Genomic DNA, 24,708 nt, shown 5'->3' with positions numbered 1-24,708 from the left:
TGCAAGGCTTCCGCCCGGCCGAATCAGCGCGCCAGGCCGCCTGTTCAGCCAGGCGCAGGCAAATCCTGACCTGCCGTTGACGGCTGGGCTGGCCCAGTGGTCGCCCGTCCAATCACCGGAGCACGACCATGAGAACCTTCCGCGCCACAGCCCTGATGCTGGCCCTTGCCATGGCCGGCGCCGCCAGCGCCACCGACACCCCAACCAAAGGGCTGACCGAGCCGCAGGTCCGCCAGCTGCTGACCGAGCAGGGCTACACCAAGATCGCCGACATCGATTTTGAAGACGGCATGTGGCAAGCCGATGCCACCAGCGCCGACGGCAACCGCACCGACGTGCGCGTGGATCCGGCCAGCGGCCAGGTGTTCACCGATACCCAGGTCTCCAACCTCAGCGAGAACGACATCAAGGCCAAGCTGGTTGCGGCCGGCTATGCCAAGGTGCACGACGTCGACTTCGACGGTGGCCTGTGGAAAGCCAAGGTCGAGCGCAGCGACGGCAAGAACGTGGAAGTCCAGCTGAGCCCGAAGGACGGCTCGGTGCTGAACGCAGAAAGCGACTGAGCTGGCGCTGGCGACGCAATGAGTTAGCGCAGGCTGCCGCGGCGGGCGGCCTGAGCGGGGGTACAAAAGGGAAAAATGTGCACGGTGTCCTGTTTTGGCCGCAAACGGGGTTGGTCCTAGGCAGAAGCTGGCTTTCCCCCACCAGCAGTCCCCAGGTCGTCCATGCCCCTTCCTCGTGCCCAAGATGCGCACCCACGCGCATCGGTTTGCTGCCCGCGATGGCAGCTGGGGCTGGTCCTGATCATGCTGGCCGCCTGCGAGCGGCCGCCGCCGACGGCGCCGGCCGCCGGCACGCCGCCGTCTTACACCGTGGCCGCCACGGGTACCGCGCCCAGGGCGGCCACCCCCTGCGACCTGATCAGCCTGGACGAGCTGCGCCAGGTGTTCCCCGGTGAGGTCACTCGCGCACCGGAATACCACGCCGCCTTCGGCATCGCCGCCTGCGAGTGGAACGGCGACTTCGGCCGGCTGCTGGTGCAGCAATGGGCCTCCAAGGGCCATACCCCGCAGGACGAGGTCCGCGACCTGGTGGCCGGCTTCATCGACCCCAAGTCCCCGGGTGCGGCGCAGCGCGTGCGGATGGTGTCGCCGAGGGACCTGGGCAACTACGCCACGGCAGTGGTCGAGGCGCGCGATCCGTCGGCCGGTTTGCTCTCGGACATCGCGGTGCTGTCCATCGCGCGCAACGGCCAGACCCTGGTGTTTCTCACCGACGCCCTGGACGAACAGCAGCGCGATGCCTCACTGGACAAGCTCGTCCAACTCGGCCATTTCGCCTACGCGCGCCTGTAGTGGCGCACCGGACACGCGCTTGGCCCTGCGCATGCCGCGCGCGGGACAGCGGCGTCCAAGCTGTTGCCCTGCGGGCCAAGCGCTGCGCATTCAGGCCGCGGGCAGCACTTCCACCGCCTGCGCCAGGGTGTGGCTGGCACCTGGCGCCAGGCGGACGACATCGCGCGCGGCGTTGGCCGCTTCCACGCAGACGAAGGCCGGCCAGTGCGCATCGGGCACATCGGCCATGCCCTGGGCACCGGCCTGGCCGGGATTCCACACCACCACGGCATGGCTGCCGGTGGTGGTGATGCGCAGGCGCCGGTCCAGCACTGGATCGTGCAGGACATAGTGACCGCCGGCCGCATGGTAGATGCGGTCGCTGCGGCCGGGATCGCGCGGATCGGACAGGTGCCAGTGGCCGCGCTGGGTCAGGGTCTGGCCGCTGTATTTGTCGTCGTAGTCCAGCCCGTCCAGGCCTTCGATATGCACCTGCCGGGCATCGCCCACGGCGAAGTAGCTGTGCAAGGCCTGGGTGAGGGACAGCGTGCGCTCTGACGGGTTGTGCGTGGTCAGCGCCTGTTGCAGGCCGGTGCCCAGGATCAGGATCTGGCGCAGGCGCAGTGGCGTGCCGGGGTGCCCGGGCAGCGACAGGCCCAGATGCAGGTTGCCATCTGCGTCCTCGCGCGGTGCTTCCAGCGTCCAGCGCGTGTTGCGGGCGAAGCCATGCTGCGGCACGTTGCTCGGCTGGTTTTCCCTGCCGAAATACGGCCAGCACACCGGCACGCCGCCACGGATCGCCGCCGGCGCGCCGGTGGCCAGCGGCGAGACCCACAACACCTCACCGGCACCGGCCGGCACGAACGAGAGCAGCTGGCCGCCGTGCAGCGACAGCGCAGCAGTGCACAGCGGCGTTTCGATCCGCAGCACAGGCAGGCCATGCAGCGTGGATTCGGTCAGCGTGTGGGCCATGGCATCACGGATGAAAAACCGGCGGCCAGTGTAGCCGCCCGCCGGTTCCAGGCTTGCCTGGCGCAGGCTTACGCGGCCTTGTCCAGCTTGGCCAGGTCCATCACGAAGCGGTACTTGACATCGCCCTTGAGCATGCGCTCGTAGGCCTGGTTGATCTGCGCCGGGGCGATCATCTCGATGTCCGCCACGATCCCGTGTTTTGCGCAGAAATCCAACATCTCCTGGGTCTGGGCGATACCGCCGATCAGCGAGCCGGCGATGGTGCGCCGGCGCATGATCAGGTTGAACACGGTGGGCGTGGGATGCGGATGCTCGGGTGCACCGACCAGCACCATCGCGCCATCGCGCTTGAGCGCATTGAGGAACGGATCCAGGTTGTGCGAGGCGGCCACGGTGTTGATGATGAAGTCCAGCTTGCTGCCCTGCGCTTCCATCTGCTTGGCGTCCTTGGAGATCACCACTTCATCGGCGCCCAGGCGCTTGCCGTCCTCGCGCTTGCTCTCCGAGGTGGTGAACAGCACCACGTGCGCGCCCATGGCCTTGGCGATCTTGACCGCCATGTGGCCCAGGCCGCCCAGGCCAACCACGCCCACCGACTGGCCGGGACCGACCTTCCAGTGCGCCATCGGCGAATACACGGTGATGCCGGCGCACAGCAGCGGTGCCACGGCGGCCAGAGTCTGCTCCGGACTTGATCCGGGGTTGTCGGTGTCGTGGCTTACCCGCAGCACGTACTTCTCATCGACCACCACGTGGTCCGAATAGCCGCCGTAGGTGTTCTCGCCGCCGCCGAACATCGGGCCGTTGTAGGTGCCGGTAAAGCCGGCATCGCAGTACTGCTCCTCGCCGGCCTGGCAGGACGGGCAGCTGCGGCAGCTGTCGACGATGCAGCCCACGCCGGCCAGGTCGCCGACCTTGAAGTTCCTGACGTCGCTGCCGACGGCGGTGACCCGGCCGACGATCTCGTGGCCGGGTACGGACGGATAGCGGGTGTTGTGCCACTCGTCGCGCGCGGTGTGCAGGTCGGAGTGACAGACCCCGCAGTACAGGATGTCGATCCGCACATCGTGCGGGCCGGGTGCGCGGCGTTCGAACGAAAACGGCGCCAGCGGGCTGTGGGCGGATTGGGCGGCATAGCCATGGGCATGGGACATGGGGAAGACTCCGGTGGGGGTTGAAAGATCAGGCTCGCCACGCGCGCTGCGCGGCATGGTGCAAATGCTAGACGCCAACCGCGGGAAGCGGCCTGCAACGCAGCATTGCGCACGGCTGTTGCAGCCTTCACGGCATCGGCACGTGCAATGCTGGCGCTCAGCTCACATCACCATCCACATAGAACCAGTGCCCGTCCTCGCGCACGAAACGGCTGCGCTCGTGCAGGCGCCGGGCCGAGCCACCGCCCACGCGCAGGCGCGCGGTGAAGCTGACTTCGGCCGTGTCCGGGCCGGTCGACGCATGCGCCTGGACCTTCAGCCCCAGCCACACCGTGCGCCTGCCCGGCGCATCGGCCAGCGACAGCGCCGCCGGGCGCGTGGTGGGGTGCCAGCTGGCCAGCAGATAATCTGCATCGCCCAGCACGTAGGCGCTGTAGCGCGAACGCATCAGCGCCCTGGCATCGGCCGCGGGCGCGCCGGCATGCAACGGGCCGCAGCAGCGCGCGTAGGGCGCGCCGCTGTCGCAAGGGCAGGCTTTGGGCAGGGCCGTCACATCAACCGCCGGCCGCGCCGCCGATGTGCTCGTACAGGATCGCCACGCCGACCAGGATCAGGATTGCCCCACCCACCAGCTCGGCACGGCGTCCGATCACCGCGCCCAGCGCGCGGCCGGCCAGCACGCCCAGGGTCACCATCACGAAGGTGCAGCTGCCGATGACGCCGGCGACCACCAGGATCGGCACCTGCACGAAGGCCAGGCCCACGCCCGCGGCCATCGCATCGATGCTGGTGGCCAGGCCGGTCAGGGCCAGGGTGAAGACGTTGCCGTTGCCATGACCGGCGCTGTCCCCGGTTTCGTCGTTGTCGGTCAGCCCCTTCCAGATCATGTGCAGGCCCAGCGCACCCAGCAGGACGAAGGCGATCCAGTGGTCCCAGGCCTGGACGTAGCGGGAGGCGGCCGAGCCGATCAGCCAGCCGATCACCGGGGTGATCGCTTCAACCACGCCGAAGATCAGGCCCACGCGCAGCGCCTGCAGCAGGGTGGGCCTGGTCATGGCTGCGCCCTTGCCAAGCGCAGCGGCGAACGCATCGGTGGACATGGCCAGGCCGAGCAGGAGGATGGAAATCGGATTCATTGGAGTGGGATCATCAGGCCGGTAACGCGGACGAAACGAACGGCCCGCACGCCGGCCATCAGCCGTGCTGGGCTGCTCGTTGGTCTCGCCAACCAGACTGGTTGCAACCGCCATGGCCGGTTCAGGCCAAGTATGTTGACGGCGACGCTCGCTCCGCTGCGCGGAAGAGCCGGCTACTCCCCAAGGAGGTTCCCCACCGGGCATCGCCGGACGGGGCGCGCAGTATACACAGGCACGCGCGGCACGTGCTGGACCACCGCAAACCGCAGGTGCGAAGGCATCACCGGCCTGCGCTCGGGCAGCTCGCGCGCCAGCGGCGCGTGCGCATCGGTGGCGGCGATCGGCAGCGCGATCAGTCAGCAGAAGACGGGCAACCGGCGTATCGCGTGGACATCACCTGGATTCATGGCGAACTGCCGGACCGCGGGCAGCCGTGCTCTCTCCCGGGGCCGGATGACAACGCCGTCAGCGCCTGGCGCTGCCGACTTCGATGAAGCGCAGGAACTCGGCGCGGGTGCGCGCGTCCTTGCGGAACTGGCCCAGCATCTTGGAGGTGACCATGCTGACCCCGCGCTTGTGCACACCGCGGGTGCTCATGCACTCGTGCGCGCCTTCGACCACCACGCCCACCCCGCATGGGGCCAGCACGTCCTGGATGCACTGGGCGATCTGCGCGGTCATCTTTTCCTGGACCTGGAAGCGGCGGGCGTAGGCATCCACCACGCGCGCCAGCTTGCTGATGCCCACCACCTTGCCGTTGGGCAGATAGCCGACGTGGACCCTGCCGATGATCGGCGCCATGTGATGCTCGCAATGGCTTTCATACTCGATGTCGCGCAGCACGATCAGCTCGTCGTAGCCGGCCACTTCCTCGAAGGTCCGGGCCAGGTACTCATGCGGGTCACTGCGGTAGCCACTGAACCAGTCGCCATAGGCCTTGGCCACCCGCTTGGGCGTATCGAGCAGGCCTTCGCGGGCCGGGTCCTCGCCGGCCCAGCGCAGCAGGGTGCGCACCGCGTCCTCGGCCTGGTCGCGGCTGACGCCGCCGCGGGTGTTGTCGGAATCGCTCATGGGCGCAGCCTTGTCCGGGCGCAGAACAGGGCCGGCATCGTACCGGATGGGTCTGCAGGCGTCTGCGCGCAGGGCGCGGAACGCAGCGGTGCGGCGCGGCACGCCACGGGGCCAAAGCGCCCCTGAACCCGTCGGGCTCGACCTGTGCCGCACCGCCGCATGGCGCGGATGTTCCATCCATCGCCCCTGCCGCAGGGCCCTGGAACGGCGTGACCCCGGCAATCGGGTCTATGATTGTGCGGATTTTCATCTTTCAAAAAGCTCGGCGCGTCCAGAGCCTTTGTCCTGCGCTATTTCCGGAGGTGGTTCATGAGCCTGATGGGTCAGATGATGCAGATGCCCCTGTCGATTTCTTCGCTGCTCATCCATGCAGCGCGGCATCACGGGGATACCGAGATCGTGTCCAAGCGGGTCGAGGGGGACATGCACCGCACCAGCTGGGCCGAGGTGGAGCTGCGTTCGCGCAAGCTGGCCCAGGCGCTCCAGCGGCTGGGCTGCGAGCCCGGCGACCGCGTCGGCACCCTGGCCTGGAACGGCTACCGCCACCTGGAGATCTACTACGCGGTCTCCGGCTCGGAGCTGGTCTGCCACACCATCAACCCGCGCCTGTTCCCGCAGCAGGTGGCCTGGATCATCAACGATGCCCAGGACAAGATCCTGTTCGTGGACCTCAACATTCTGCCCTTGGTCGAGAAGCTGGCCCCCACCCTGCCTGCGCTCAAGCATGTGGTGCTCATGTGCGGTCGCGACAACATGCCGCGCGAGCATGTCCTGGACAACCTGCTCTGCTACGAAGAGCTGATCGAGGCCGAAGACGGCCACTACAGCTGGCCCACGTTTGACGAGAACACTGCGGCCAGCATTTGCTACACCTCCGGCACGACCGGCAACCCCAAGGGCGCGGTCTATTCGCACCGCTCGACGGTGCTGCACGCCTATGCCTCGGCGCTGCCGGATTCGATGTGCCTGAAGGCCACCGATACCATGCTGCCGGTGGTGCCGATGTTCCACGTCAACGCCTGGGGCGTGCCGTACTCGGCTGCCCTGGTCGGTTGCAAGCTGGTGATGCCGGGCCATCACCTCGATGGGCCTTCGCTCTACGAGCTGATGGAGCAGGAGCAGGTCACCATATCGGCGGGCGTGCCCACGATCTGGCAGGGGCTGCTCAATCACGTGCAGGCCAACAACCTCAGGTTCAGCTCCTTCAGGACCACGATCATCGGCGGCTCAGCCTGCCCGCCGTCCATGCTGCGCACCTTCGAGAATGACTACAACGTCGAGGTGGTCCACGCCTGGGGCATGACCGAACTGTCGCCGATTGGCACGATCTGCCGCCTCAAGGGCAAGCACGCCAACCTACCGCTGGAAGCCGGGCAGAAGATCCTGGAGAAGCAGGGCCGGGCGGTGTTCGGCGTCGACATGCGCATCGTCGACGCCGAAGGCGACCCGCAGCCCTGGAACGGCATTGCCTCGGGTGATCTGGAGGTGCGTGGCCACTGGGTCATCGACAGCTACTTCAACGTCGACAAGTCGCCGCTGCACCAGGGCTGGTTCCCCACCGGGGACGTGGCCACCATCGATGCCGATGGCTACATGCAGGTGGTCGACCGCTCCAAGGACGTGATCAAGTCCGGGGGTGAGTGGATCAGCTCGATCGAGCTGGAGAACGTGCTGATGGCACACCCGGCGGTGCAACAGGCCGCCGCGATTGCCGCGCACCATCCCAAGTGGGACGAGCGGCCGCTGATGGTGGTGGTCAAGAAGCCCGGGGCAAAGGTGACCCGCGAGGAGTTGCTGGCCTTCTTCAAGGGCAAGATCCCCAACTGGCAGACGCCCGATGACGTGGTCTTCGTCGATGAGTTGCCGCACACCGCCACCGGCAAGCTCTACAAGCTCAAGCTGCGCCAGATGTTCGCCGATCACAAGCTGCCGACCGCCTGAAACACGGTGTTGACCGGGCTGTAAAGGGCACCCTCAAGGTGCCCTTTCTTGTCATCCGCCCCGAACGGTCTGCCCCCCGTCAGCCGGGCAGCCCAAAGCGCAGCACACCCTGGTCATCGCGCCTGCGCTGCAGTTGCCGGCTGTACCAGAGGTAGTGCAGGTGGGCCAGCGCTTCGCCCATGGCAAAGGTCATCTGGTGGGGGTCGAGCTGGCGCTTGAACAGGATCGGCAGGATGTCCGCCGCGCTCAGGACCCGGGTCTGCACGGCCTGCATGATGTCGTCCAGGCGTTCCTGGTGGTGGTCAAGCAGTTGCTGGACGCGCTGGTGCAGGCCGGTGAAGGGCTTGCCGTGCGAGGGCAGCACGTAGGTGTCCTGCGGCAGGGCGAAGTAGCGCTGCAGCGAATCCAGGAACAGCTGCAGCGGATTGGCTTCGGGCTCGGAGGCGTGGACGCTGACGTTGGTGGAGATGCGGGGCAGGACCATGTCGCCGCTGATCAGCACGCCAAGCTCGGGGCAGTGCAGGGCCATGTGCTCGGGGGCGTGGCCATAGCCTGCAATGCAGTGCCAGCTGCGGCCATTGATGGTGATCACCGTCCCGTCGAGGATGCGGTGGTAGGTCCCGGGGATGCTGGCGACCAGCGAAGAATAATAGCTGCCGCGGCCACGCACGTGGTTGAGGAAGGTCTGGTCGTGTTGCCCATGCAGGCTGTAGAAGTCCGCATCGGCTTCATCGCCGAAGCCTTCCCGGCCCTGCATGGCCACGCGGGCGAAGTTGTAGTCGGTGGCGCTGATCCACAACGGCGCCTTCCAGTGCTGGCAGAGCCAGCCGGCCAGGCCGATATGGTCGGGATGCATGTGGGTGACGATGACGCGCAGTACCGGAAGGCCTTCGAGCTGGGTCGAGAAGATCGCCTCCCACTGAGCCCGTGCTTGGTCGCGGTTGACGCAGCAGTCCACCACGGTCCAGCCCTCGACGAGCTTGCCGTACGCATCTTCCTGACGATCACGCAGCAACCAGAGATTGATGTGATCCAGGGCAAAGGGCAGGGTCATGCGGATCCACCTGACCCCTGGCGCAAGCTCCAGGGTTTCGGCCGATGCCGGCAGGGTGTCGCCAAGGGGATAATGGAGCGCGGATTCGTTGGGTTGAGCCATGGACGCAACTATAACGACTGGTATCGGCGCTGACATCAACGTCAGCTTCTGTCTGGAACGCCGTGACACGCACTGCGCCTTGCCCTCGGGTGCGCGATGCACGATGGCGCGCCCGCACCCTGGTGGGGCGCGATCTTTCCGCACAGCCCATCGCGCAGCGGGGGCGGGCCGCCGGATGTCGCGGCAGATGCGCTCTGCAGATCGGGATGCATTCGCTGCGTTGGCCGCCGCACGCGGAATGCCCACGGATCCAAGTGTAATTCAAGGCGCCCTCTGGAAGTCAGGCATCGCTCGACGCATATACTCATCGAACAATGGAACTGTGAACGCCGTGTCACCATGATTCGGGGCGTAAACCATCCCCTTCCTTATCAGGCTACTGCGGGTGGGTGCCACCGACTCCACCTTTCGCCCAAGGCAGGCAGCGATATCTCCCGATCTATGCGGCCCAGGCCCAAGCTCGGCCATCGCACGTATGTATTTCTTCTCTGCTGCGGTAAGGCGGTCTAGGCGGACGCGAAAGAACGACGCATCCAACTCTGCAAGTGCACGGGCCGTCGCTTCCAATGCATCGGCGGCCGTAATGGTTGAATTAGCGGCAGCATCCCAAGCATGCTTACCCCATTCCTGCAGGAAGTATGGGTATCCGGAGGTTTTTGAAACGATCTCCCGAAGTGCATCTCTCTCGTAGTCGACGTTCTCTCGCGAAGCAGGCAGCACAACCGCTGCCTCCGCGCTTTTTGCATCTAGTTTGTCTACGTGTGCGAACTCAAAAAGGCGTTCCGCGTACGACTTCGCATCCCCCATCTGACCAAGAAGCTGGGGAAGGCCAGCACCCACCATGGTGATGGGAAGTTGCGCTTGGGACGCGGCGTGCAAGGCCATGATCAAGGAAGCTAGCTGCTCTTCAGCGACATGCTGGATTTCATCGATAAAGATCACTACCGCAGTTCCCTGTTCCCTTGCAGCCTCACCCACAGCGAGCATCAACTCGGTCATGTCATGGTCCAAGTCGCCGCTATCTGCAAGCCCCCCTTCGACCGGGAGGTCCATGCCAATCTCAATGTCGTCGTATTTGACCTTTAAGGCATTGACGAAGCCCCCTAGCGCACGCAACGCCTTAGCGCCGTATTCCTTCGCCATCTCGGTTCGCGAAAGACGGAGTAGCGTCGCGCGGAGCCCTGGAGCGAGAGCCGCCGGCAACGATCGATTCTCCGGGGCCTCGACTGTGACGGCATATATTCCAGCAGCCTGTGCGTCCTGTCGAACCTTGTTGAGCAGCACTGTCTTGCCTACACCTCGCAAGCCATACATCACGAAACTTCGCGCAGCCTTTCCTGCCCTGATCCGATACAGGGCAACCTCTATCCGCTCGAGCAGATCATCACGACCCGCGAGTTCGGGTGGCGGTGTGCCGGCGCCTGGGGCGTAAGGATTGATACGGGGATCCATAGTGACCTTATGTTGATTTATCTAAAATAGATAAGATTGGATAAGATCAAAAATATCTTGGCTTTGCAAGCATCCGGCCCAGCCCTTCGCCGCCGTGGCTGAACAACGATCCCCGCTGGATGCAAGCACTTGGATAGCATCGTTATCGGCATAGGGGGCAGCCTTCATAGGCTGCACCCCTGCCACACCACCCGGCATGCGGGTCCGCACCGGGCGGTTCGAGAGTTTGAGGTTCATGAGAGTCGGGGCAATCCCATCTGATCGAACCAGGCGATGGTCAGCACGCTGTTCAGTAGCTTGGCGCTGTTGCGCCACCAGCGACGGCTGTTGGCCGCCACTGGTCGCGCAACGCGCTCCTTCGCACCCATCGCCAAGAGTTCGCGGTACATGGTCGTGCCTCTTTTCCACTGCCGCAGCCGGATGGCTCGCAATCGGTGGCGCAGCCACTGGTCCAGCTCGCGCCAGACTCTGGGCGTTTGCGCCATCCCGAAGTACGCCTTCCAGCCCAGCAGGTAGGGCCTGAGCTTTTCCACCACTTGCTCCATGCTGCGTCCGCCCGAGCGGCGCGTGAGTTGCCTTATCCGGGCTTTGAAGTTGTCCAGTGCCTTCTTGGCCACTGCATATTTGACTTCTTTGCCCTTGGCTACCCACAGCGCATACCCCAGGAACTTGCGCCCGAAGGCGCTGGCCACCGCGCTCTTGGCTTCGTTGTTCTGAAGCTTCAAGCCCGTGTACAGTTTCCTGAGGTAGGCCATCACCCGCTCGCCCGCCTTGATGCTGCCTACATAGACGTTGCAGTCGTCGGCGTAGCGCGCGAAGCGGTAGCCCCGCGCCTCCAACGCCTTGTCCACTTCGTCCAGCAGCACGTTGGCCAGCAGCGGCGACAGTGGCCCGCCCTGGGGCGTGCCCAGGTGGCGATCGATCACCACCCCGCCCTCCATGATCCCGGCGTTCAGGTACGCACGTATCAGCCGGATCACGCCAGCGTCGTCGATGTGCCTTTTCAGCCGGTCGATCAGGATGTTGTGGTTGACCCGGTCGAAGAATTTCGCCAGGTCCACGTCCACCACCACGCGCTTGCCCGACTGCACGTACGCCCGTGCGGCCTTGACCGCATCGTGCGCACGCCTGCCGGGGCGGAACCCGTGGCTGTGGTCGCTGAAGCTGGGATCGATCAGCGGTTGCAGCACTTGCAGCAGGGCCTGCTGGATCAGGCGATCCAGCACCGTGGGGATGCCCAGCTCGCGCTGGCTCCCGTCCGGCTTGGGAATCATCACCCTGCGTACCGGCTGTGGCCGGTACTGGCCTGCCAGCAGCGTCTGGCGGATCTGGCTCCACCGCGTGCGCAGCAACTCGGCAGTTTGCTCGATACCGAGCCCATCCACCCCGGCTGAGCCTTTGTTGGCTTTGACCCGCTTCCACGCCCGTTGCAGGTTCTCTCTCGTCAGCGCCGCTTCCAGCAGGCCACCGGTGCCCGCCTTCGGCCTTGCCGACCCTGTGCCCTGGTGTTCACGCGGCGGGCCGTTGGCTTCGTCGCTGGCAGGATCACGCGCGGCTTCACCGCGCGCTACGCCCGCCCGCCCGCATCGCTGCGGCATCTGACGCATGGCCTTTGACATCACACGTGTCCTCGGTCACTCACTCTCGTTCGGCCCTTCGTCCTTTTGGTTCAGCTTCATCAGCCCCCGACTCGGACTACTACGGCCTTTGCTGACTTCTCGCTCCGGCATGGCCGTCGGGCTTTGTGCGCTGCGCGCATCCTTCGCTACGCTCAGGACCAGCCTGCGGCTGTCCTGCGCCCTTCGGGCTGGTCAGGCGCAAGGCGACATCTCCCCGGGTAAGAACACACTCCTTCGCTGCACAACCGCCGGATCTACGCCACCTCGCCTTGATCACGAGAGCTTCGCGGTCATTGGCCCGCTCGCCCTGCTCGGCAGCGCCTTCTATCCGGTTCTTGTTCATCGGCTCGCAGCTGCGCTCCACGCTTCCTCCCCACACTCGGTCGCCCTCATGCAGTTGCGCTTCGCTTCGCTCGTCGTGATCAACTTGCGGGAGGACTTGCACCTCCAGGAGTGCGCCCGTGCCGGGCGCACCAGAAAAAAGGCGGCCAGTTGGCCGCCTTTCTCGTTCAAGCTCGCAGCATCAAGCCCCATCCGGACTCACCTTCTCCACATCGATCCGATACTGCTTGATCGCCCGGGCCACATCCTTGCCCGTCATCTTCCCCTCCTTGGCCAACGCCGCAATCGCCGCGTGGGCGATGTAGTACCGGTCCACCTCGAAGAACCGCCGCAGGTTGGCGCGGGTATCCGAGCGGCCGAAGCCGTCGGTGCCCAGCACGGTGTAGTGGCCGGGGACGAAGGCGCGGATCTGGTCGGCGAAGGCGCGGACGTAGTCGGTGGCGGCGATCGCTGGCCCAGAGCGGCCTTCCAGCAGCTGGGTCACGTAGGCCTTGCGCGGGGTCTTGGCCTCGGGGTTCATGCGGTTCCAGCGCTCGGCGGCGAAGCCGTCGCGACGCAGCTCGTTGAAGCTGGGGCAGGACCAGATGTCGGCGGTGACGCCGAAATCCTTGTCCAGCAGTTCGGCCGCGGCGATGGCCTCGCGCAGGATGGTGCCGCTGCCCAGCAGCTGCACGCGCAGTTCGCCCTTCTTGGGCCTGCCGGCATCCTGCAGCAGGTACATGCCCTTGATGATGCCTTCCTCCGCGCCGGCCGGCATGTCCGGGTGTGCGTAGTTTTCGTTCATCAGGGTCAGGTAGTAGTACTCGTCCTTCTGCTCTTCCATCATCGACTTCATGCCGTGCTGCAGGATCACGGTGACCTCGTAACCGAAGGTCGGATCGTAGCTGCGCACGTTGGGGATGCCGCCGGCGACGACCTGGCTGAAGCCGTCCTCGTGCTGCAGGCCTTCGCCATTGAGCGTGGTGCGGCCGGCGGTGCCGCCCAGCAGGAAGCCGCGGGTACGCATGTCGGCGGCCTGCCAAGCGATGTCGCCCACGCGCTGGAAGCCGAACATCGAGTAGTAGATGTAGAACGGCAGCATCGGCACGTTGGACACCGAGTAGCTGGTGCCGGCGGCCATCCACGAGGAGATCGCGCCCGGCTCGCTGATGCCCTGCTGCAGCACCTGGCCGGACTGGTCCTCGCGGTAGTACATCAGCTGGTCGGCATCGACCGGCTTGTACTTCTGGCCGAACGGGGCATAGATGCCGATCTGCCGGAACAGGCCTTCCATGCCGAAGGTGCGCGCTTCGTCGGCCACGATCGGCACGATGCGCGGACCCAGTTGCTTGTCGCGCAGGGCGATGTTGAGCGTCTGCACGAAGGCCATGGTGGTGGAATAGGTGCGCTCGCCGCTGGACTTGAGCAGGCGCTCGTACTTGTCCAGGCCCGGCACGGTAAAGGACTGGTCGGCCTTGCGCCGGCGCTTGGGCAGGTAGCCACCCAGGGCTGCGCGGCGTTCCTGCAGGTACTTCACTTCCGGCGAATCCGCTCCGGGGTGGTAGAACGGCACCTGCTCGGCTTCGGCCAGCTGCTTGTCGCTCAGGGGGATGTTGAAGCGGTCGCGGAAATGGCGCACCGCATCGTCGTCGAGCTTCTTGGTCTGGTGGGTCGGGTTGAGCGATTCACCGGCGCTGCCCATGCCGTAGCCCTTGACCGTCTTGGCCAGGATCACGGTGGGCATGCCCGTGGTCTTCACTGCCACGTCATAGGCGGCGTAGACCTTGTGCGGATCATGGCCGCCGCGGTTGAGGCGCCAGATGTCGTCATCGGACAGGTTGGCGACCATGGCGGCGGTCTCCGGATACTTGCCGAAGAAATTGGCCCGCGTGTAGGCGCCGCCGAAGGCCTTGCAGTTCTGGTATTCGCCATCGACGGTTTCCATCATCAGCTTGCGCAGGATGCCGTCGGTGTCGCGGGCCAGGAGCGGATCCCAGTACGAGCCCCACAGCAGCTTGATGACGTTCCAGCCGCCGCCGCGGAACACGCCTTCCAGTTCCTGGATGATCTTGCCGTTGCCGCGCACCGGGCCGTCCAGGCGCTGCAGGTTGCAGTTGACCACGAAGATCAGGTTGTCCAGTCCTTCACGGCCGGCCAGGGCAATGGCGCCCAGGGTCTCCGGCTCGTCGGTCTCGCCATCGCCGACGAAGCACCACACCTTGCGGTCGGACTTCTCGATCAGGCCGCGATGCTCCAGGTATTTCATGAACTGCGCCTGGTAGATCGCACTGAGCGGCCCCAGGCCCATCGACACGGTCGGGGTCTGCCAGAAGTCCGGCATCAGCCACGGGTGCGGATAGGACGAGATGCCCTTGCCGTCCACTTCCATGCGGAAGTTGTCCAGCTGGTTCTCGCTGATACGCCCCTCGAGGAAGGCGCGGGCGTAGATGCCCGGGGCGCTGTGGCCCTGGATGTAGAGCAGGTCGCCAGGATGCCTGTCCGACGGGGCGCGCCAGAAGTGGTTGAAGCCCACGTCATACAGCGTGGCGGCCGAGGCGAAGGAAGCGATATGGCCGCCCAGGTCGCCGGGCTTGCGGTTGGCACGCACCACCATCGCCATGGCATTCCAGCGGATGATCGAACGGATCTTCCACTCCATCGCGCTGTCGCCGGGCGACTTGGCCTCCAGCGCCGGGGCGATGGTGTTGACGTACTCGGTGGTAGGCGAGAACGGCAGGTAGGCGCCGGAACGGCGGGTCAGCTCGACCAGGTCTTCCAGCAACTGATGCGCCCGCTGCGGGCCTTCGGTGTCGATGACCGCCTTGAGCGCTTCGATCCACTCCTGGGTCTCTGCCGGATCCGGATCACTCTGCAGCACCTCGTTCAACCAGTTCATCGCCGTCTCCTCGCCTGATGCGCCGCGACGCTGGCGCGGCAGCCGGTGTGTGTGTCTTGGGCAGGCGATTGTAAGGCAGGCAGGTGGCGGGCGTCGGTTCGACCATGGATACAGACGACGACGACGCGCCTTTCTGACGAATTTTCGTCCAGTCGCCTTCCAACTCGCGTCCTTGCTGGACTTCGTGTGACGCAAAAGTGTCAGGCGCCGGGTTCTGGTTGCACCTGGATCGACCGTTCGTCACCGGCGTGGTGGCGCCGGCGCACCTCCACGGGTTTTTGCCACCTGACGCGCGCCACCGACACGTGAGGCCACGCGCGCCCGCGCTACGATGTCCCACCCCACCGGCTGCACGCTGTCCATCCCCACATGAAGGTCCGCACCCCTGACGCAGCGCTGGTGGCATGAACGAGGCGTCGCCGCATCTCGGACCCCAGGCCGACCCCAGGAGCGAGCGCCTGCAGCCATGGATCGCGGCGCTGCTCAGCGCGCTGCTGCACGTGCTGATGCTGCTGGCCCTGCTGCACGACCCCAAGCCCACCTTCACCACCCCGCAGGGCGCGGCCAGCGGCGGGCGGATGAAGATGGAGTTCATCGGCAAGAGCACCGACCCGGCCAGCAACGCCCCGCCCAGTCCGCCGCCCACGCCCGCCCCGCCGGCCCGTGTCGCGCCCAGCAAGCCCCTCGCCCAGCGCAAGCCGGCGACCACGCCGCTGCAGACCAGCCTGGTCCCGCGACCGGCCGACCCGGTGCCCGACCAGAAGGCCGACATCCCCACCACCACCGCCGACGACAGCTGGTCGATGCCCAGCCAGTCCCGGCGCACGCCGCAGCAGGCGCAGGCGCCGGCCAACCCGCCGCCCAGCCCCGGGCGCGCCGCCACCTGGGGCCGCCCGCCCGGCCTGCTGGAGCGCGACACGGCCATGGACGATGGCCTGGCCGACAGCCTCGCCACCGATCGTGGCAACCAGCGCGACCTGGGCGCCAGCGGCCCCAGCCTGGAGATCGGCGGCTACCACGCCTATTACGAACCGCGCGCCGAAGAGAAGGTGCGCGCCTGGATGGCCCAGGGCATGAAGGAATTCTTCATCCCCCTGCCTGGCACCCGCTACTACATGGTCTGCACCCTGGACATCGTGCTCAGGCACGGCTCCGGCAAATGCCGCGCGCTTGATCCGGGCGACCCGCAGATGCAGGGCATCGGCGACTCGCGCGAGATCATCACCATGCTGCAGGTCTACAAGCAGGGCCAGCTGGTGTGGAAGGGACCGGGGCCGTATCGCTAACGCCCTGGCTGAGCTGTTTATTTCCCGGAAACGCCCTTGACCCTGCGTACATCCCCCAGCCGCCATCCTCGCCCCAGTTTCGAAACCGGAGAACGACAATGATCAAGTGGATGGGGATCGCGCTGGCCGCGACGATGCTGGTGGCCGGCTGCGCCAGGACCAAGGGCGAGGCGTTCGTGGGCCACTGGGTCAACGTGCAGGCGCAGGAGGAGACGATGGATATCGAGCGCAACGGCGAGTCGTTCATGGTCCGCAGCACCACCCCGAAGTTCTTCAGCCGCAAGCCGGAGACCGAGAACTACCCGGCCATCTACAAGGATGGCGTGCTGCAGGTGAGCAACGACGGGGAGACGGTGAACTTTGCCATCGACCAGGCCAGCGGCCACCTGAATACCGGCAGCGACGAGTTTCAGCGGGTACCGGCCAAGTAGGGCCCGAGCGCCCGGCCTGAGCGCCGGGCCACGCCTTGCCACTCGCGGTCGTTGTGGGTGGACCGGCGCAGCGCGACCTCGACACCGCACACGCCGCGCGGCGCGAGTGTTTCCGGCCGCAGGCTCAGCCCGTGGCGCGCGGCCGCCCCAGCACGGCGCGGCGACAGAATTCGACGATCGCCTCGATCCGCTTGCCACTGTCCATGCGCCGGATCGCCCTGGGCGCCGGATGGGCGAGCGCCTCGGTGAAGGCGCCGACGATGCACGCGGCGCTCACCTCGACCGACTGCCTGGGAAACTCGCCGGAGGCCACGCCCCTGCGCAGCAGGCGCTTGAAGATGTCGCTGAACGCCTCGCGGGCCAGCAGGCGCGCGGCTTCGACCTGCGGATCGGCCGGCTCGGCGATGAAGGCATAGGCCAGGTTGGGGCCCTCGACCGCGCGCCGGGTGAACGATTCCACCGCCGCGCACAGCCGTTGCTCGGCCGAGCCGGCACCGCCGGTGATGGCGGTGAGCAGTTCGCACTCGCGCCGCACCGCTTCTTCAAGCACTTCCACGAACAGCGCAGCCCTGGACGGGAAATAGCGGTAGATCGCGCCGGTGGACAGGCCCGCCGCCTTGGCCACCGCGGCGATCGACGCGCCGCGGAACCCGCCCTGCGCCACCAACTGCCGGGCGGCCTTGGTGATCCGGACCCGGTTTCCGGCCAACCGCTCTTCCATCAGCGCAGAGCGCCGGTATGCCATGGTCTGCGCGCCTCTACGACGATGGTATGAATCTACCTCAGATTTTTGAATATTGGTTCACTTCCAAATGGTCCGGCCGTAGCATGCGCGCGATCAACCCCTGCAGACGGGGCCGACGGGAGCGCCACCGGCATGCACTTCAAGCACCTGGATTTCGGCCTCGGCGATGACATCGACGCGTTGCGCGAGGCCACGCACGATTTCGCGCAGGGCGAAATTGCCCCGCTGGCCGAGCAGGCCGAGCAGGACAACCGCTTCCCCAATGCGCTGTGGCCCAAGCTCGGAGCGATGGGACTGCTGGGACTGACCGTGGAGGAGGCCTACGGCGGCAGCAACATGGGCTATCTGGCGCACGTGGTGGCGATGGAAGAGGTTTCGCGGGCCTGTTCGGCGATCGGCCTGTCCTACGGCGCCCACTCCAACCTGTGCGTCAACCAGCTCAGCAAGAACGGTACGGTGGCGCAGAAGCAGCGCTACCTGCCGCGGCTGGTCAGCGGCGAGCACATCGGCGCGTTGGCCATGTCCGAACCGGGCGCCGGCTCGGACGTGGTGGGCATGAAGCTGCGCGCCGACAAGCGCGGCGACCGCTACGTGCTCAACGGCAACAAGATGTGGATCACCAACGGGCCCGACGCCGACACCCTGATCATCTACGCCAAGACCGATGCCAGCGCCGGCTCCAGGGGCATCACCGCCTTCATCGTGGAGAAGGACTTCAAGGGATTTTCCACAGCGCAGAAGCTGGACAAGCTGGGCATGCGCGGCTCCAACACCTGCGAGCTGGTCTTTGCCGACTGCGAGGTTCCGGAGGAGAACGTGCTGGGCAGCGTCGGCGGCGGGGTCAAGGTGCTGATGTCCGGGCTGGACTACGAGCGCGTGGTGCTGTCCGGCGGCCCGCTGGGGATCATGGCCGCGTGTCTGGACGTGGTGGTGCCCTACGTGCACGACCGCAAGCAGTTTGGCCGGCCGATCGGGCAGTTCCAGCTGATGCAGGCCAAGCTGGCCGACATGTACGTCGGCCTGAACGCCTGCAAGGCCTACGTGTACGCGGTGGCCAAGTCCTGCGACCGTGGCCAGACCACGCGCAAGGATGCCGCCGGCGCCATCCTGTACTCGGCCGAAAAGGCCACCTGGCTGGCTGGTCAGGCGATCCAGGCGCTGGGCGGCAACGGCTACATCAATGAATATCCCACCGGGCGGCTGTGGCGCGACGCCAAACTCTATGAGATCGGCGCGGGCACCTCGGAGATCCGGCGCATGCTGATCGGGCGGGAACTGTTCAACGAGGCGCTCTGACGTGGGGGCGATCGTCTCCAGGATCCGCACCGGCACGCCGGAGTTCTGCGCCAATGCCCAGGCCATGCAACAGCTGGTGGACCAGCTGCGCCAGACCACCGAGGCGGTCATGCGCGGCGGCAGCGAGGCGGCGCGCAGCAAGCATGTGGCGCGCGGCAAGCTGCTGGTGCGCGAGCGGATCGATCTGCTGGTCGATCCGGGCTCGGCCTTCCTCGAACTGTCCCCGCTGGCCACCCACGACATGTACGAAGGCCAGGTGCCGGCCGGCGGCGTGGTCGCCGGCATCGGCCGCATCCACGGCCGCGCCTGCGTGATCGTGGCCAACGATGCCACCGTCAAGGGCGGCACCTACTATCCGATGACGGTCAAGAAACACCTGCGCGCGCAGGAGGTGGCCCTGCACAACCATCTGCCCTGCCTGTACCTGGTGGATTCGGGCGGCGCCTACCTGCCGCTGCAGGACGAGGTGTTTCCCGATCGCGATCACTTCGGCCGGATCTTCTACAACCAGGCCAACCTGTCGGCGCTGGGCATCCCGCAGATCGCCTGCGTGATGGGTTCGTGCACCGCCGGTGGCGCCTACGTGCCGGCGATGTGCGAGCAGACGGTGATCGTCAGGGACCAGGGCACCATCTTTCTGGGCGGCCCGCCGCTGGTCAAGGCCGCCACCGGCGAAGTGGTGGGCGCCGAAGAGCTGGGCGGGGCCGACGTGCACACGCGCATTTCCGGCGTGGCCGATTACTACGCCGAACATGATGCGCACGCGATCGCGATCCTGCGCCAGATCGTGGCCAACCTGGGCCAGGCGCCGTCGGCGCATCCCGATGCCATGACACCTGAGGCACCGTGCTATGACCCGCAGGAGCTTTACGGCATCGTCCCGTGCGATACGCGCAAGCCCTACGAGGTGCGCGAGCTGATCGCGCGGATGGTGGATGGCTCGCGCCTGGACGAGTTCAAGACCCGCTACGGCACCACGCTGGTGACCGGCTTTGCCCACCTGCACGGACAACCGGTGGGGGTGATCGCCAACAACGGGGTGATGTTTTCCGAAAGCGCGCTCAAGGGCGCGCACTTCATCGCGCTGTGTGCGCAGCGGCAGATTCCGCTGCTGTTCCTGCAGAACATCAGCGGCTTCATGGTCGGCAAGCAGTACGAGCACGGCGGCATCGCCAAGGACGGCGCCAAGCTGGTCACCGCCGTGTCCACCGCGCAGGTGCCCAAGCTCACCGTGCTGATTGGCGGCTCGTTCGGCGCGGGCAACTACGGCATGTGCGGCCGGGCCTATTCGCCGCGCTTTCTGTGGAGCTGGCCCAATGCGCGCATCTCGGTGATGGGCGGCGAGCAGGCCGCCGCGGTGCTGGCCACGGTCAGGCGCGACGGCATCCAGGCACGCGGCGGCACGTGGAGCGCGCAGGAAGAAGAGGACTTCAAGCAGCCCATCCGCGCCCAGTTCGAACACCAGGGCAACCCGTACTACGCCACCGCGCGGCTGTGGGACGATGGCATCGTCGACCCGGTCCAGACCCGCAGGCTGGTCGCGCTGGGCCTGTCCGCCGCCGCGCATGGGCCGCGCCAGGCGACCCGCTTCGGCCTGTTCAGGATGTGACCGCCATGGCCGATGTCGAGATCACCGCCGACCGCGGAATCGCCACGCTCTGGCTCAACCGCCCGCAGCGGCACAACGCCTTCGATGAGGACCTGATCCAGGCGCTGACAGGCGCGCTGCGGCAGGTCGAGCAGGACCCGGCGGTGCGCGTGGTCGTGCTGGCCGGGCGCGGGCGCAGCTTCTGCGCCGGCGGCGACCTGGCATGGATGCGGCGCATGGCCGACCACGATTTCGACGACAACCTGCGCGATGCCGGCGCCCTGGCCGAAATGCTGCGCACCCTGGCCACGCTGGCCAAGCCGACCGTGGCCCGCGTGCAGGGCGCGGCGCTGGCCGGCGGCACCGGGCTGGTGGCCGCGTGCGACATCGCCATCGCCGAGACCTCGGCGGTGTTCGGTACCACCGAAGTGCGCCTGGGCCTGGTCCCGGCCACCATCAGCCCGTACGTCATCGGCGCCATCGGCGCGCGCGCGGCGCAGCGCTACTTCCTGACCGGCGAGCGTTTCGACGCCGAGGCAGCCCGTGCGCTTGGACTGGTGCATGAGGTGGTGCCGGCCGATGCACTGGATGCGCGGGTGGATCAGATCGCCTCGGCGCTGCTGGCCGGTGCGCCGACGGCGGCCGCGGCGATCAAGCACCTGGTTGCGGACGTGGCCGGCCAGCCGATCGATGCGCGCCTGATCGCCCTGACCTGCCAGGCCATCGCCCAGGCGCGTGCCAGCCAGGATGCGCGCGAAGGCATCGCCGCCTTCTTCGACAAACGCGCCCCGTCCTGGAGCCTGTAGATGTTCGAAAAGATCCTCATCGCCAACCGTGGCGAGATCGCCTGCAGGATCATCGCCACCTGCCGGCGCCTGGGCATCGCCACCGTGGCGGTGTACTCGGATGCCGATGCGCACGCACGCCACGTGCGCCTGGCCGATGAAGCCTGGCGGCTGGGCCCGGCGCCGGCGGTGGACAGCTATCTCAAGGCCGAGGCGATCCTGGAGATCGCCGCCCGCAGCGGTGCCCAGGCCATCCACCCCGGCTATGGCTTCCTCTCGGAGAACGCAGGCTTTGCTGCGGCCTGCCAGGCCGCCGGCATCGTCTTCATCGGCCCCCCGGTGGGCGCGATCCAGGCCATGGGGTCCAAGTCCCAGGCCAAGGCCATCATGCAGCGCGCCGGCGTGCCCTTGGTGCCCGGCTACCACGGCGCCGACCAGGACCCGGCGCAGCTGCAGGCCCAGGCCGAGGCGATTGGTTATCCGGTGCTGATCAAGGCCTCGGCCGGTGGCGGCGGCAAGGGCATGCGCGTAGTGACCCAGGCCGGCGACTTTGCCGCGGCGCTGGCCTCGTGCAAGCGCGAATCGGCCGCCAGCTTCGGCGATGACACCGTGCTGCTCGAGCGATACCTGCAGCAACCGCGCCATATCGAAGTCCAGGTGTTCGCCGACGCCAGCGGCCAGGTGATCCATCTCAACGAGCGCGATTGCTCGTCCCAGCGCCGCCACCAGAAGGTGGTCGAGGAAGCGCCCGCGCCCGGCATGACCGCCGCCAGGCGCGCGCAGATGGGCCAGGTGGCCTGCGACGCGGCGCGGGCGGTGGGTTACGTGGGCGCCGGCACGGTGGAGTTCATCGTCGGCCAGGACGGCGCGTTCTACTTCATGGAAATGAACACCCGCTTGCAGGTGGAGCATCCGGTCACCGAGCTGGTCACCGGCCTGGACCTGGTGGAATGGCAGCTGCGCATTGCCGCCGGCCAGCCGCTGCCGCTGACGCAGGAGGCGGTCGCACTGGACGGCCATGCGATCGAGGCCAGGCTGTATGCCGAAGACCCGGCTGCCGGCTTCCTGCCTTCGATCGGCACCCTGTCGGTGTTCGTCGCGCCGCGCCAGCAGGAGCATCAGGTGCGCCTGGATACCGGCGTCGAACAGGGTGACCAGATCAGCCCGTACTACGACCCGATGATCGCCAAGCTGATCGTCCATGGCCCATCGCGGCCGCAGGCCATCGCCCGCATGCAGCGCGCGCTGGCCGAGCTGCGCATCGTGGGGGTGGCCAGCAACGTCGAGTTCCTGCAGCGGCTGGTGGGGCATCCGGCGTTCGTCGCCGGCCAGGTGGACACCGGCCTGATCGAACGCGAAAGCGCCGCGCTGCTGCCCGCCGCCGCCGCGCCGCCGCAGGACGCGCTGCATGCCGCCGCGATCTGGACCGTGCTGGCCGAAGCGCCCGATGCCAGCCGGCCGCCCTCGCCGTGGGACCTGGGCGATGGCTGGCGCCTCAACGGCAGCGCCCGGCGCACGCTCGGCTTCGTCCATCCCGCCGGCACGCGGGAGATCGCGCTCGAGTATCAAGGCGCGCAGGCATGGAGCCTGGATGGACAGCCGGTGCGCCTGGTCCAGCCGCCGCAGGCGGGACGGCTGCAGCTGGACATCGCCGGCCACGTGCTGACGGCCGAAGTGTTCGCGCAAGGCCAGGACCTGCATGTGTTCACCGCCCAGGGCCACACCCGGCTCAAGCCGCAGCGGCCGCTGACCCCGCCCGAGGATGCGCAAGATCACCAGGCCGGCCTGCTGGCGCCGATGCCCGGGCGGATCATTACGCTGCTGGTGCAACCCGGCGCGACCGTGGAGCAGGGCACACCGCTGCTGGTGATGGAGGCGATGAAGATGGAGTACACCCTGAGCGCGCCGTTCAAGGGGATCGTCCTGGCCTTCCTGCACGACGAGGGCGCGCAGGTCCAGGCCGGGATGGAGCTGATCGATTTCCAGGCCGCGCCATGAGCGCGACCTGGTCCCTGCCCACGCGGGTCAAGGTGGTCGAAGTGGGCCCGCGCGATGGCCTGCAGAACGAAAGCACGGTCATCCCGACCGCGACCAAGCTGGCCTTGATCCAGCGCCTGGCCGAGGCGGGGCTGCGCCACATCGAGGCCACCGCCTTCGTCTCGCCGCGCTGGGTGCCGCAGATGGCCGACCACGACGCGGTGATGCGCGCGGTGCCGCGCCTGCCGGGGGTGACCTATTCGGCGCTGACGCCCAACCTGCAGGGGTTCGAGGCAGCGCTGGCGGCCGGGGCGCAGGAAGTGGCCGTGTTCGGTTCGGCCTCCGAGGCGTTCTCGCAGAAGAACATCAACTGCTCCATCGCCCAGGGCCTGGTGCGCTTCGAGGCGGTGCTGGAAGCCGCCCGGCGCGCCGGCATCCCGGTGCGCGGCTATGTGTCGTGCGTGCTCGGCTGCCCGTACCAGGGCGAAGTGACCCCGGAGGCGGTGGCCGCGGTGGCCGGCGCGCTGTTCGAGATGGGCTGCCACGAGATCTCGCTGGGCGACACCATCGGCGTGGGCACCCCGCTCAAGACCCGGCGCATGCTCGAGGCGGTGAGCCGGCACGTGGAGGTCTCGCGCCTGGCCGGCCATTACCACGACACCTATGGCCAGGCGCTGGCCAATGTGCTGGCCTCGCTGCAGCATGGCGTGGCGGTATTCGACAGCTCGGTGGCCGGGCTGGGCGGCTGCCCCTACGCGGCCGGCGCCTCGGGCAACCTGGCCAGCGAAGACCTGACCTACCTGCTGCACGGCCTGGGCATCGAAACCGGCATCGATCTGCAGGCACTGGCGCAGGCGGGCCGGTTCATCAGCGATGTCCTGGGCCGCCCGACCCGCTCCAAGGCCGGTCAGGCGTTGCTTGCCTGACGTGCCGGCGATTACGCACTTGCTGATCGGTGGAAAAAGCCGGGCGCCGGGGGACTGTTGCGACGCACCCTGTTCATCCCGGCCATCACGCATCGCGCACGGCGGCGGCGCGAGGCTGGGTTCCCGGGGCTCTTGGGATGTGCGTCATGCGACTGCTTTCCTCCGCGCTGTTCTTCTCGCTGGGCCTGGCGATCGGCACCGCGGCCAGCGGCCCGGGCGGACCGGTATCGCCTGCGGCTGAACCCGCCGGCGACCGCATCAGCGCCAGTGACCCGCGCCGCGCGCCGGTTGAAGCAATCGATCCGGCGCCCGGAGCCGCCCAGCAGGCCTGCGCCGACTTGCCCTCGGCCTGCAGCCCTGACCGACAGCCGCCGGTCCGCGGCTAGCAAAGGCCGCCGCGGCGATCATGGCAGCGCGCGGAGCCCACCGGTCGGTCGGGCGAACCATCCCCTAAGTGCTTGCACTGGCAGGGAAAGCCCTCCATAATCGGCGGCTCGCTGCGTCCGGTTGTTGCCGGATCAGGGGCGGGGAGCGCGATTCCCGCACCGCCTGCAGTGGAAACTTCTCCCGTATCGCATGGCCTGATCCGCTTCGGCGGCACCGGCCGGGGCCGCCGTCTCCC

The 24,708-nt window shown here is 67.2% G+C and carries 21 protein-coding genes; 11 read left to right on the top strand and 10 right to left on the bottom strand.

The features are described from left to right. Positions 1-128 precede the first annotated feature (128 nt). Together DSC_RS01220 and DSC_RS01215 are read left to right on the top strand one after the other, a co-directional pair. A complete protein-coding gene (locus tag DSC_RS01220) occupies positions 129-563 on the top strand; it encodes a PepSY domain-containing protein (RefSeq protein ID WP_014159287.1) in 435 nt (144 codons plus the stop codon). Between the two features lie 243 nt (positions 564-806). Next, the gene (locus tag DSC_RS01215) at positions 807-1,355 is read left to right on the top strand and encodes a hypothetical protein (RefSeq protein ID WP_014159286.1); all 549 of its coding nucleotides are present in this window, start codon (positions 807-809) and stop codon (positions 1,353-1,355) included. A gap of 90 nt (positions 1,356-1,445) precedes the next feature. Here DSC_RS01215 and DSC_RS01210 read toward each other — a convergent pair whose 3' ends face one another. From DSC_RS01210 to folE, 5 genes are all read right to left on the bottom strand, one after another. Continuing rightward, positions 1,446-2,306, bottom strand: a complete 861-nt coding sequence (locus DSC_RS01210) for a D-hexose-6-phosphate mutarotase (RefSeq protein WP_014159285.1) — start codon at positions 2,304-2,306, stop codon at positions 1,446-1,448. A 68-nt stretch (positions 2,307-2,374) separates the two neighbouring features. Next, on the bottom strand, positions 2,375-3,460 hold the full coding sequence (locus DSC_RS01205; RefSeq protein WP_014159284.1) for an NAD(P)-dependent alcohol dehydrogenase: 1,086 nt from the start codon (positions 3,458-3,460) through the stop codon (positions 2,375-2,377). 157 nt (positions 3,461-3,617) lie between these two features. After that, entirely contained in the window at positions 3,618-4,013 is a 396-nt protein-coding gene (locus DSC_RS01200; protein ID WP_043290295.1) for a YchJ family protein, read from the bottom strand. A 1-nt stretch (position 4,014) separates the two neighbouring features. After that, complete coding sequence (locus DSC_RS01195) at positions 4,015-4,596, bottom strand: manganese efflux pump MntP (protein WP_014159282.1); 582 nt, start codon at positions 4,594-4,596, stop codon at positions 4,015-4,017. 465 nt (positions 4,597-5,061) lie between these two features. After that, positions 5,062-5,667 (bottom strand): GTP cyclohydrolase I FolE, encoded by a 606-nt coding sequence (folE, locus tag DSC_RS01190; protein ID WP_014159281.1) that lies wholly within the window; start codon positions 5,665-5,667, stop codon positions 5,062-5,064. A gap of 309 nt (positions 5,668-5,976) precedes the next feature. Between folE and DSC_RS01185 the strand changes: the two genes are divergently transcribed. Then, positions 5,977-7,608 (top strand): 3-(methylthio)propionyl-CoA ligase, encoded by a 1,632-nt coding sequence (locus tag DSC_RS01185; RefSeq protein WP_014159280.1) that lies wholly within the window; start codon positions 5,977-5,979, stop codon positions 7,606-7,608. Between the two features lie 79 nt (positions 7,609-7,687). On the opposite strand, the gene DSC_RS01180 is transcribed toward DSC_RS01185, so the two are convergent. The 4 genes from DSC_RS01180 to aceE form a co-directional block, all read right to left on the bottom strand. After that, positions 7,688-8,764, bottom strand: coding sequence for an MBL fold metallo-hydrolase (locus tag DSC_RS01180; RefSeq protein WP_043290293.1), 1,077 nt, complete (start codon positions 8,762-8,764; stop codon positions 7,688-7,690). 261 nt (positions 8,765-9,025) lie between these two features. After that, positions 9,026-10,216 (bottom strand): ATP-binding protein, encoded by a 1,191-nt coding sequence (locus tag DSC_RS01175; protein ID WP_083833427.1) that lies wholly within the window; start codon positions 10,214-10,216, stop codon positions 9,026-9,028. Positions 10,217-10,449: 233 nt separating this feature from the next. Beyond that, positions 10,450-11,835, bottom strand: coding sequence for a group II intron reverse transcriptase/maturase (gene ltrA, locus DSC_RS01170; RefSeq protein WP_043290292.1), 1,386 nt, complete (start codon positions 11,833-11,835; stop codon positions 10,450-10,452). A 523-nt stretch (positions 11,836-12,358) separates the two neighbouring features. Further along, a complete protein-coding gene (aceE, locus tag DSC_RS01165; RefSeq protein ID WP_043290291.1) occupies positions 12,359-15,052 on the bottom strand; it encodes a pyruvate dehydrogenase (acetyl-transferring), homodimeric type in 2,694 nt (897 codons plus the stop codon). 404 nt (positions 15,053-15,456) lie between these two features. Between aceE and DSC_RS01160 the strand changes: the two genes are divergently transcribed. Both DSC_RS01160 and DSC_RS01155 read left to right on the top strand, forming a co-directional pair. Next, the gene (locus DSC_RS01160) at positions 15,457-16,338 is read left to right on the top strand and encodes a hypothetical protein (RefSeq protein WP_014159275.1); all 882 of its coding nucleotides are present in this window, start codon (positions 15,457-15,459) and stop codon (positions 16,336-16,338) included. Between the two features lie 98 nt (positions 16,339-16,436). Then, on the top strand, positions 16,437-16,769 hold the full coding sequence (locus tag DSC_RS01155; protein WP_014159274.1) for a hypothetical protein: 333 nt from the start codon (positions 16,437-16,439) through the stop codon (positions 16,767-16,769). A 124-nt stretch (positions 16,770-16,893) separates the two neighbouring features. On the opposite strand, the gene DSC_RS01150 is transcribed toward DSC_RS01155, so the two are convergent. Further along, complete coding sequence (locus tag DSC_RS01150) at positions 16,894-17,514, bottom strand: TetR/AcrR family transcriptional regulator (RefSeq protein ID WP_014159272.1); 621 nt, start codon at positions 17,512-17,514, stop codon at positions 16,894-16,896. 132 nt (positions 17,515-17,646) lie between these two features. On the opposite strand from DSC_RS01150, the gene DSC_RS01145 reads away from it, so the two are divergent. From DSC_RS01145 to DSC_RS01120, 6 genes are all read left to right on the top strand, one after another. Further along, positions 17,647-18,810 (top strand): isovaleryl-CoA dehydrogenase, encoded by a 1,164-nt coding sequence (locus DSC_RS01145; protein WP_014159271.1) that lies wholly within the window; start codon positions 17,647-17,649, stop codon positions 18,808-18,810. 1 nt (position 18,811) lies between these two features. Then, positions 18,812-20,419 carry a carboxyl transferase domain-containing protein gene (locus DSC_RS01140; protein ID WP_014159270.1) on the top strand — a complete coding sequence of 536 codons (1,608 nt, stop codon included), beginning with the start codon at positions 18,812-18,814 and terminating at the stop codon, positions 20,417-20,419. Positions 20,420-20,424: 5 nt separating this feature from the next. Continuing rightward, positions 20,425-21,204 carry an enoyl-CoA hydratase/isomerase family protein gene (locus DSC_RS01135; protein ID WP_014159269.1) on the top strand — a complete coding sequence of 260 codons (780 nt, stop codon included), beginning with the start codon at positions 20,425-20,427 and terminating at the stop codon, positions 21,202-21,204. Then, complete coding sequence (locus tag DSC_RS01130) at positions 21,205-23,181, top strand: acetyl-CoA carboxylase biotin carboxylase subunit (protein ID WP_014159268.1); 1,977 nt, start codon at positions 21,205-21,207, stop codon at positions 23,179-23,181. Beyond that, a complete protein-coding gene (locus DSC_RS01125; RefSeq protein WP_014159267.1) occupies positions 23,178-24,086 on the top strand; it encodes a hydroxymethylglutaryl-CoA lyase in 909 nt (302 codons plus the stop codon). Before DSC_RS01130 ends, DSC_RS01125 begins: the two co-directional genes overlap by 4 nt. A gap of 146 nt (positions 24,087-24,232) precedes the next feature. Next, complete coding sequence (locus DSC_RS01120) at positions 24,233-24,472, top strand: hypothetical protein (protein ID WP_148268067.1); 240 nt, start codon at positions 24,233-24,235, stop codon at positions 24,470-24,472. The last annotated feature ends 236 nt before the right edge of the window (positions 24,473-24,708 follow it).

The sequence above is a fragment of the Pseudoxanthomonas spadix BD-a59 genome, from assembly GCF_000233915.3.
GTDB classification, from domain to species: Bacteria; Pseudomonadota; Gammaproteobacteria; order Xanthomonadales; family Xanthomonadaceae; genus Pseudoxanthomonas_A; species Pseudoxanthomonas_A spadix.
The sequence above is the reverse complement of the archived record's forward strand: the minus strand, read 5'-3'. Positions and strand labels throughout refer to the sequence as shown.

What these genes read in the sequence shown, in the direction of transcription:
- ltrA (WP_043290292.1), bottom strand. Translation starts at nt 11,835, where the DNA reads ATGTCAAAGGCCATGCGTCAGATGCCGCAGCGATGCGGGCGGGCGGGC.
- DSC_RS01210 (WP_014159285.1), bottom strand. Translation starts at nt 2,306, where the DNA reads ATGGCCCACACGCTGACCGAATCCACGCTGCATGGCCTGCCTGTGCTG.
- aceE (WP_043290291.1), bottom strand. Translation starts at nt 15,052, where the DNA reads ATGAACTGGTTGAACGAGGTGCTGCAGAGTGATCCGGATCCGGCAGAG.
- DSC_RS01215 (WP_014159286.1), top strand. Translation starts at nt 807, where the DNA reads ATGCTGGCCGCCTGCGAGCGGCCGCCGCCGACGGCGCCGGCCGCCGGC.
- DSC_RS01220 (WP_014159287.1), top strand. Translation starts at nt 129, where the DNA reads ATGAGAACCTTCCGCGCCACAGCCCTGATGCTGGCCCTTGCCATGGCC.
- DSC_RS01205 (WP_014159284.1), bottom strand. Translation starts at nt 3,460, where the DNA reads ATGTCCCATGCCCATGGCTATGCCGCCCAATCCGCCCACAGCCCGCTG.
- folE (WP_014159281.1), bottom strand. Translation starts at nt 5,667, where the DNA reads ATGAGCGATTCCGACAACACCCGCGGCGGCGTCAGCCGCGACCAGGCC.
- DSC_RS01195 (WP_014159282.1), bottom strand. Translation starts at nt 4,596, where the DNA reads ATGAATCCGATTTCCATCCTCCTGCTCGGCCTGGCCATGTCCACCGAT.
- DSC_RS01125 (WP_014159267.1), top strand. Translation starts at nt 23,178, where the DNA reads ATGAGCGCGACCTGGTCCCTGCCCACGCGGGTCAAGGTGGTCGAAGTG.
- DSC_RS01150 (WP_014159272.1), bottom strand. Translation starts at nt 17,514, where the DNA reads ATGGCATACCGGCGCTCTGCGCTGATGGAAGAGCGGTTGGCCGGAAAC.
- DSC_RS01120 (WP_148268067.1), top strand. Translation starts at nt 24,233, where the DNA reads ATGCGACTGCTTTCCTCCGCGCTGTTCTTCTCGCTGGGCCTGGCGATC.
- DSC_RS01135 (WP_014159269.1), top strand. Translation starts at nt 20,425, where the DNA reads ATGGCCGATGTCGAGATCACCGCCGACCGCGGAATCGCCACGCTCTGG.
- DSC_RS01175 (WP_083833427.1), bottom strand. Translation starts at nt 10,216, where the DNA reads ATGGATCCCCGTATCAATCCTTACGCCCCAGGCGCCGGCACACCGCCA.
- DSC_RS01155 (WP_014159274.1), top strand. Translation starts at nt 16,437, where the DNA reads ATGATCAAGTGGATGGGGATCGCGCTGGCCGCGACGATGCTGGTGGCC.
- DSC_RS01145 (WP_014159271.1), top strand. Translation starts at nt 17,647, where the DNA reads ATGCACTTCAAGCACCTGGATTTCGGCCTCGGCGATGACATCGACGCG.
- DSC_RS01180 (WP_043290293.1), bottom strand. Translation starts at nt 8,764, where the DNA reads ATGGCTCAACCCAACGAATCCGCGCTCCATTATCCCCTTGGCGACACC.
- DSC_RS01130 (WP_014159268.1), top strand. Translation starts at nt 21,205, where the DNA reads ATGTTCGAAAAGATCCTCATCGCCAACCGTGGCGAGATCGCCTGCAGG.
- DSC_RS01160 (WP_014159275.1), top strand. Translation starts at nt 15,457, where the DNA reads ATGAACGAGGCGTCGCCGCATCTCGGACCCCAGGCCGACCCCAGGAGC.
- DSC_RS01185 (WP_014159280.1), top strand. Translation starts at nt 5,977, where the DNA reads ATGAGCCTGATGGGTCAGATGATGCAGATGCCCCTGTCGATTTCTTCG.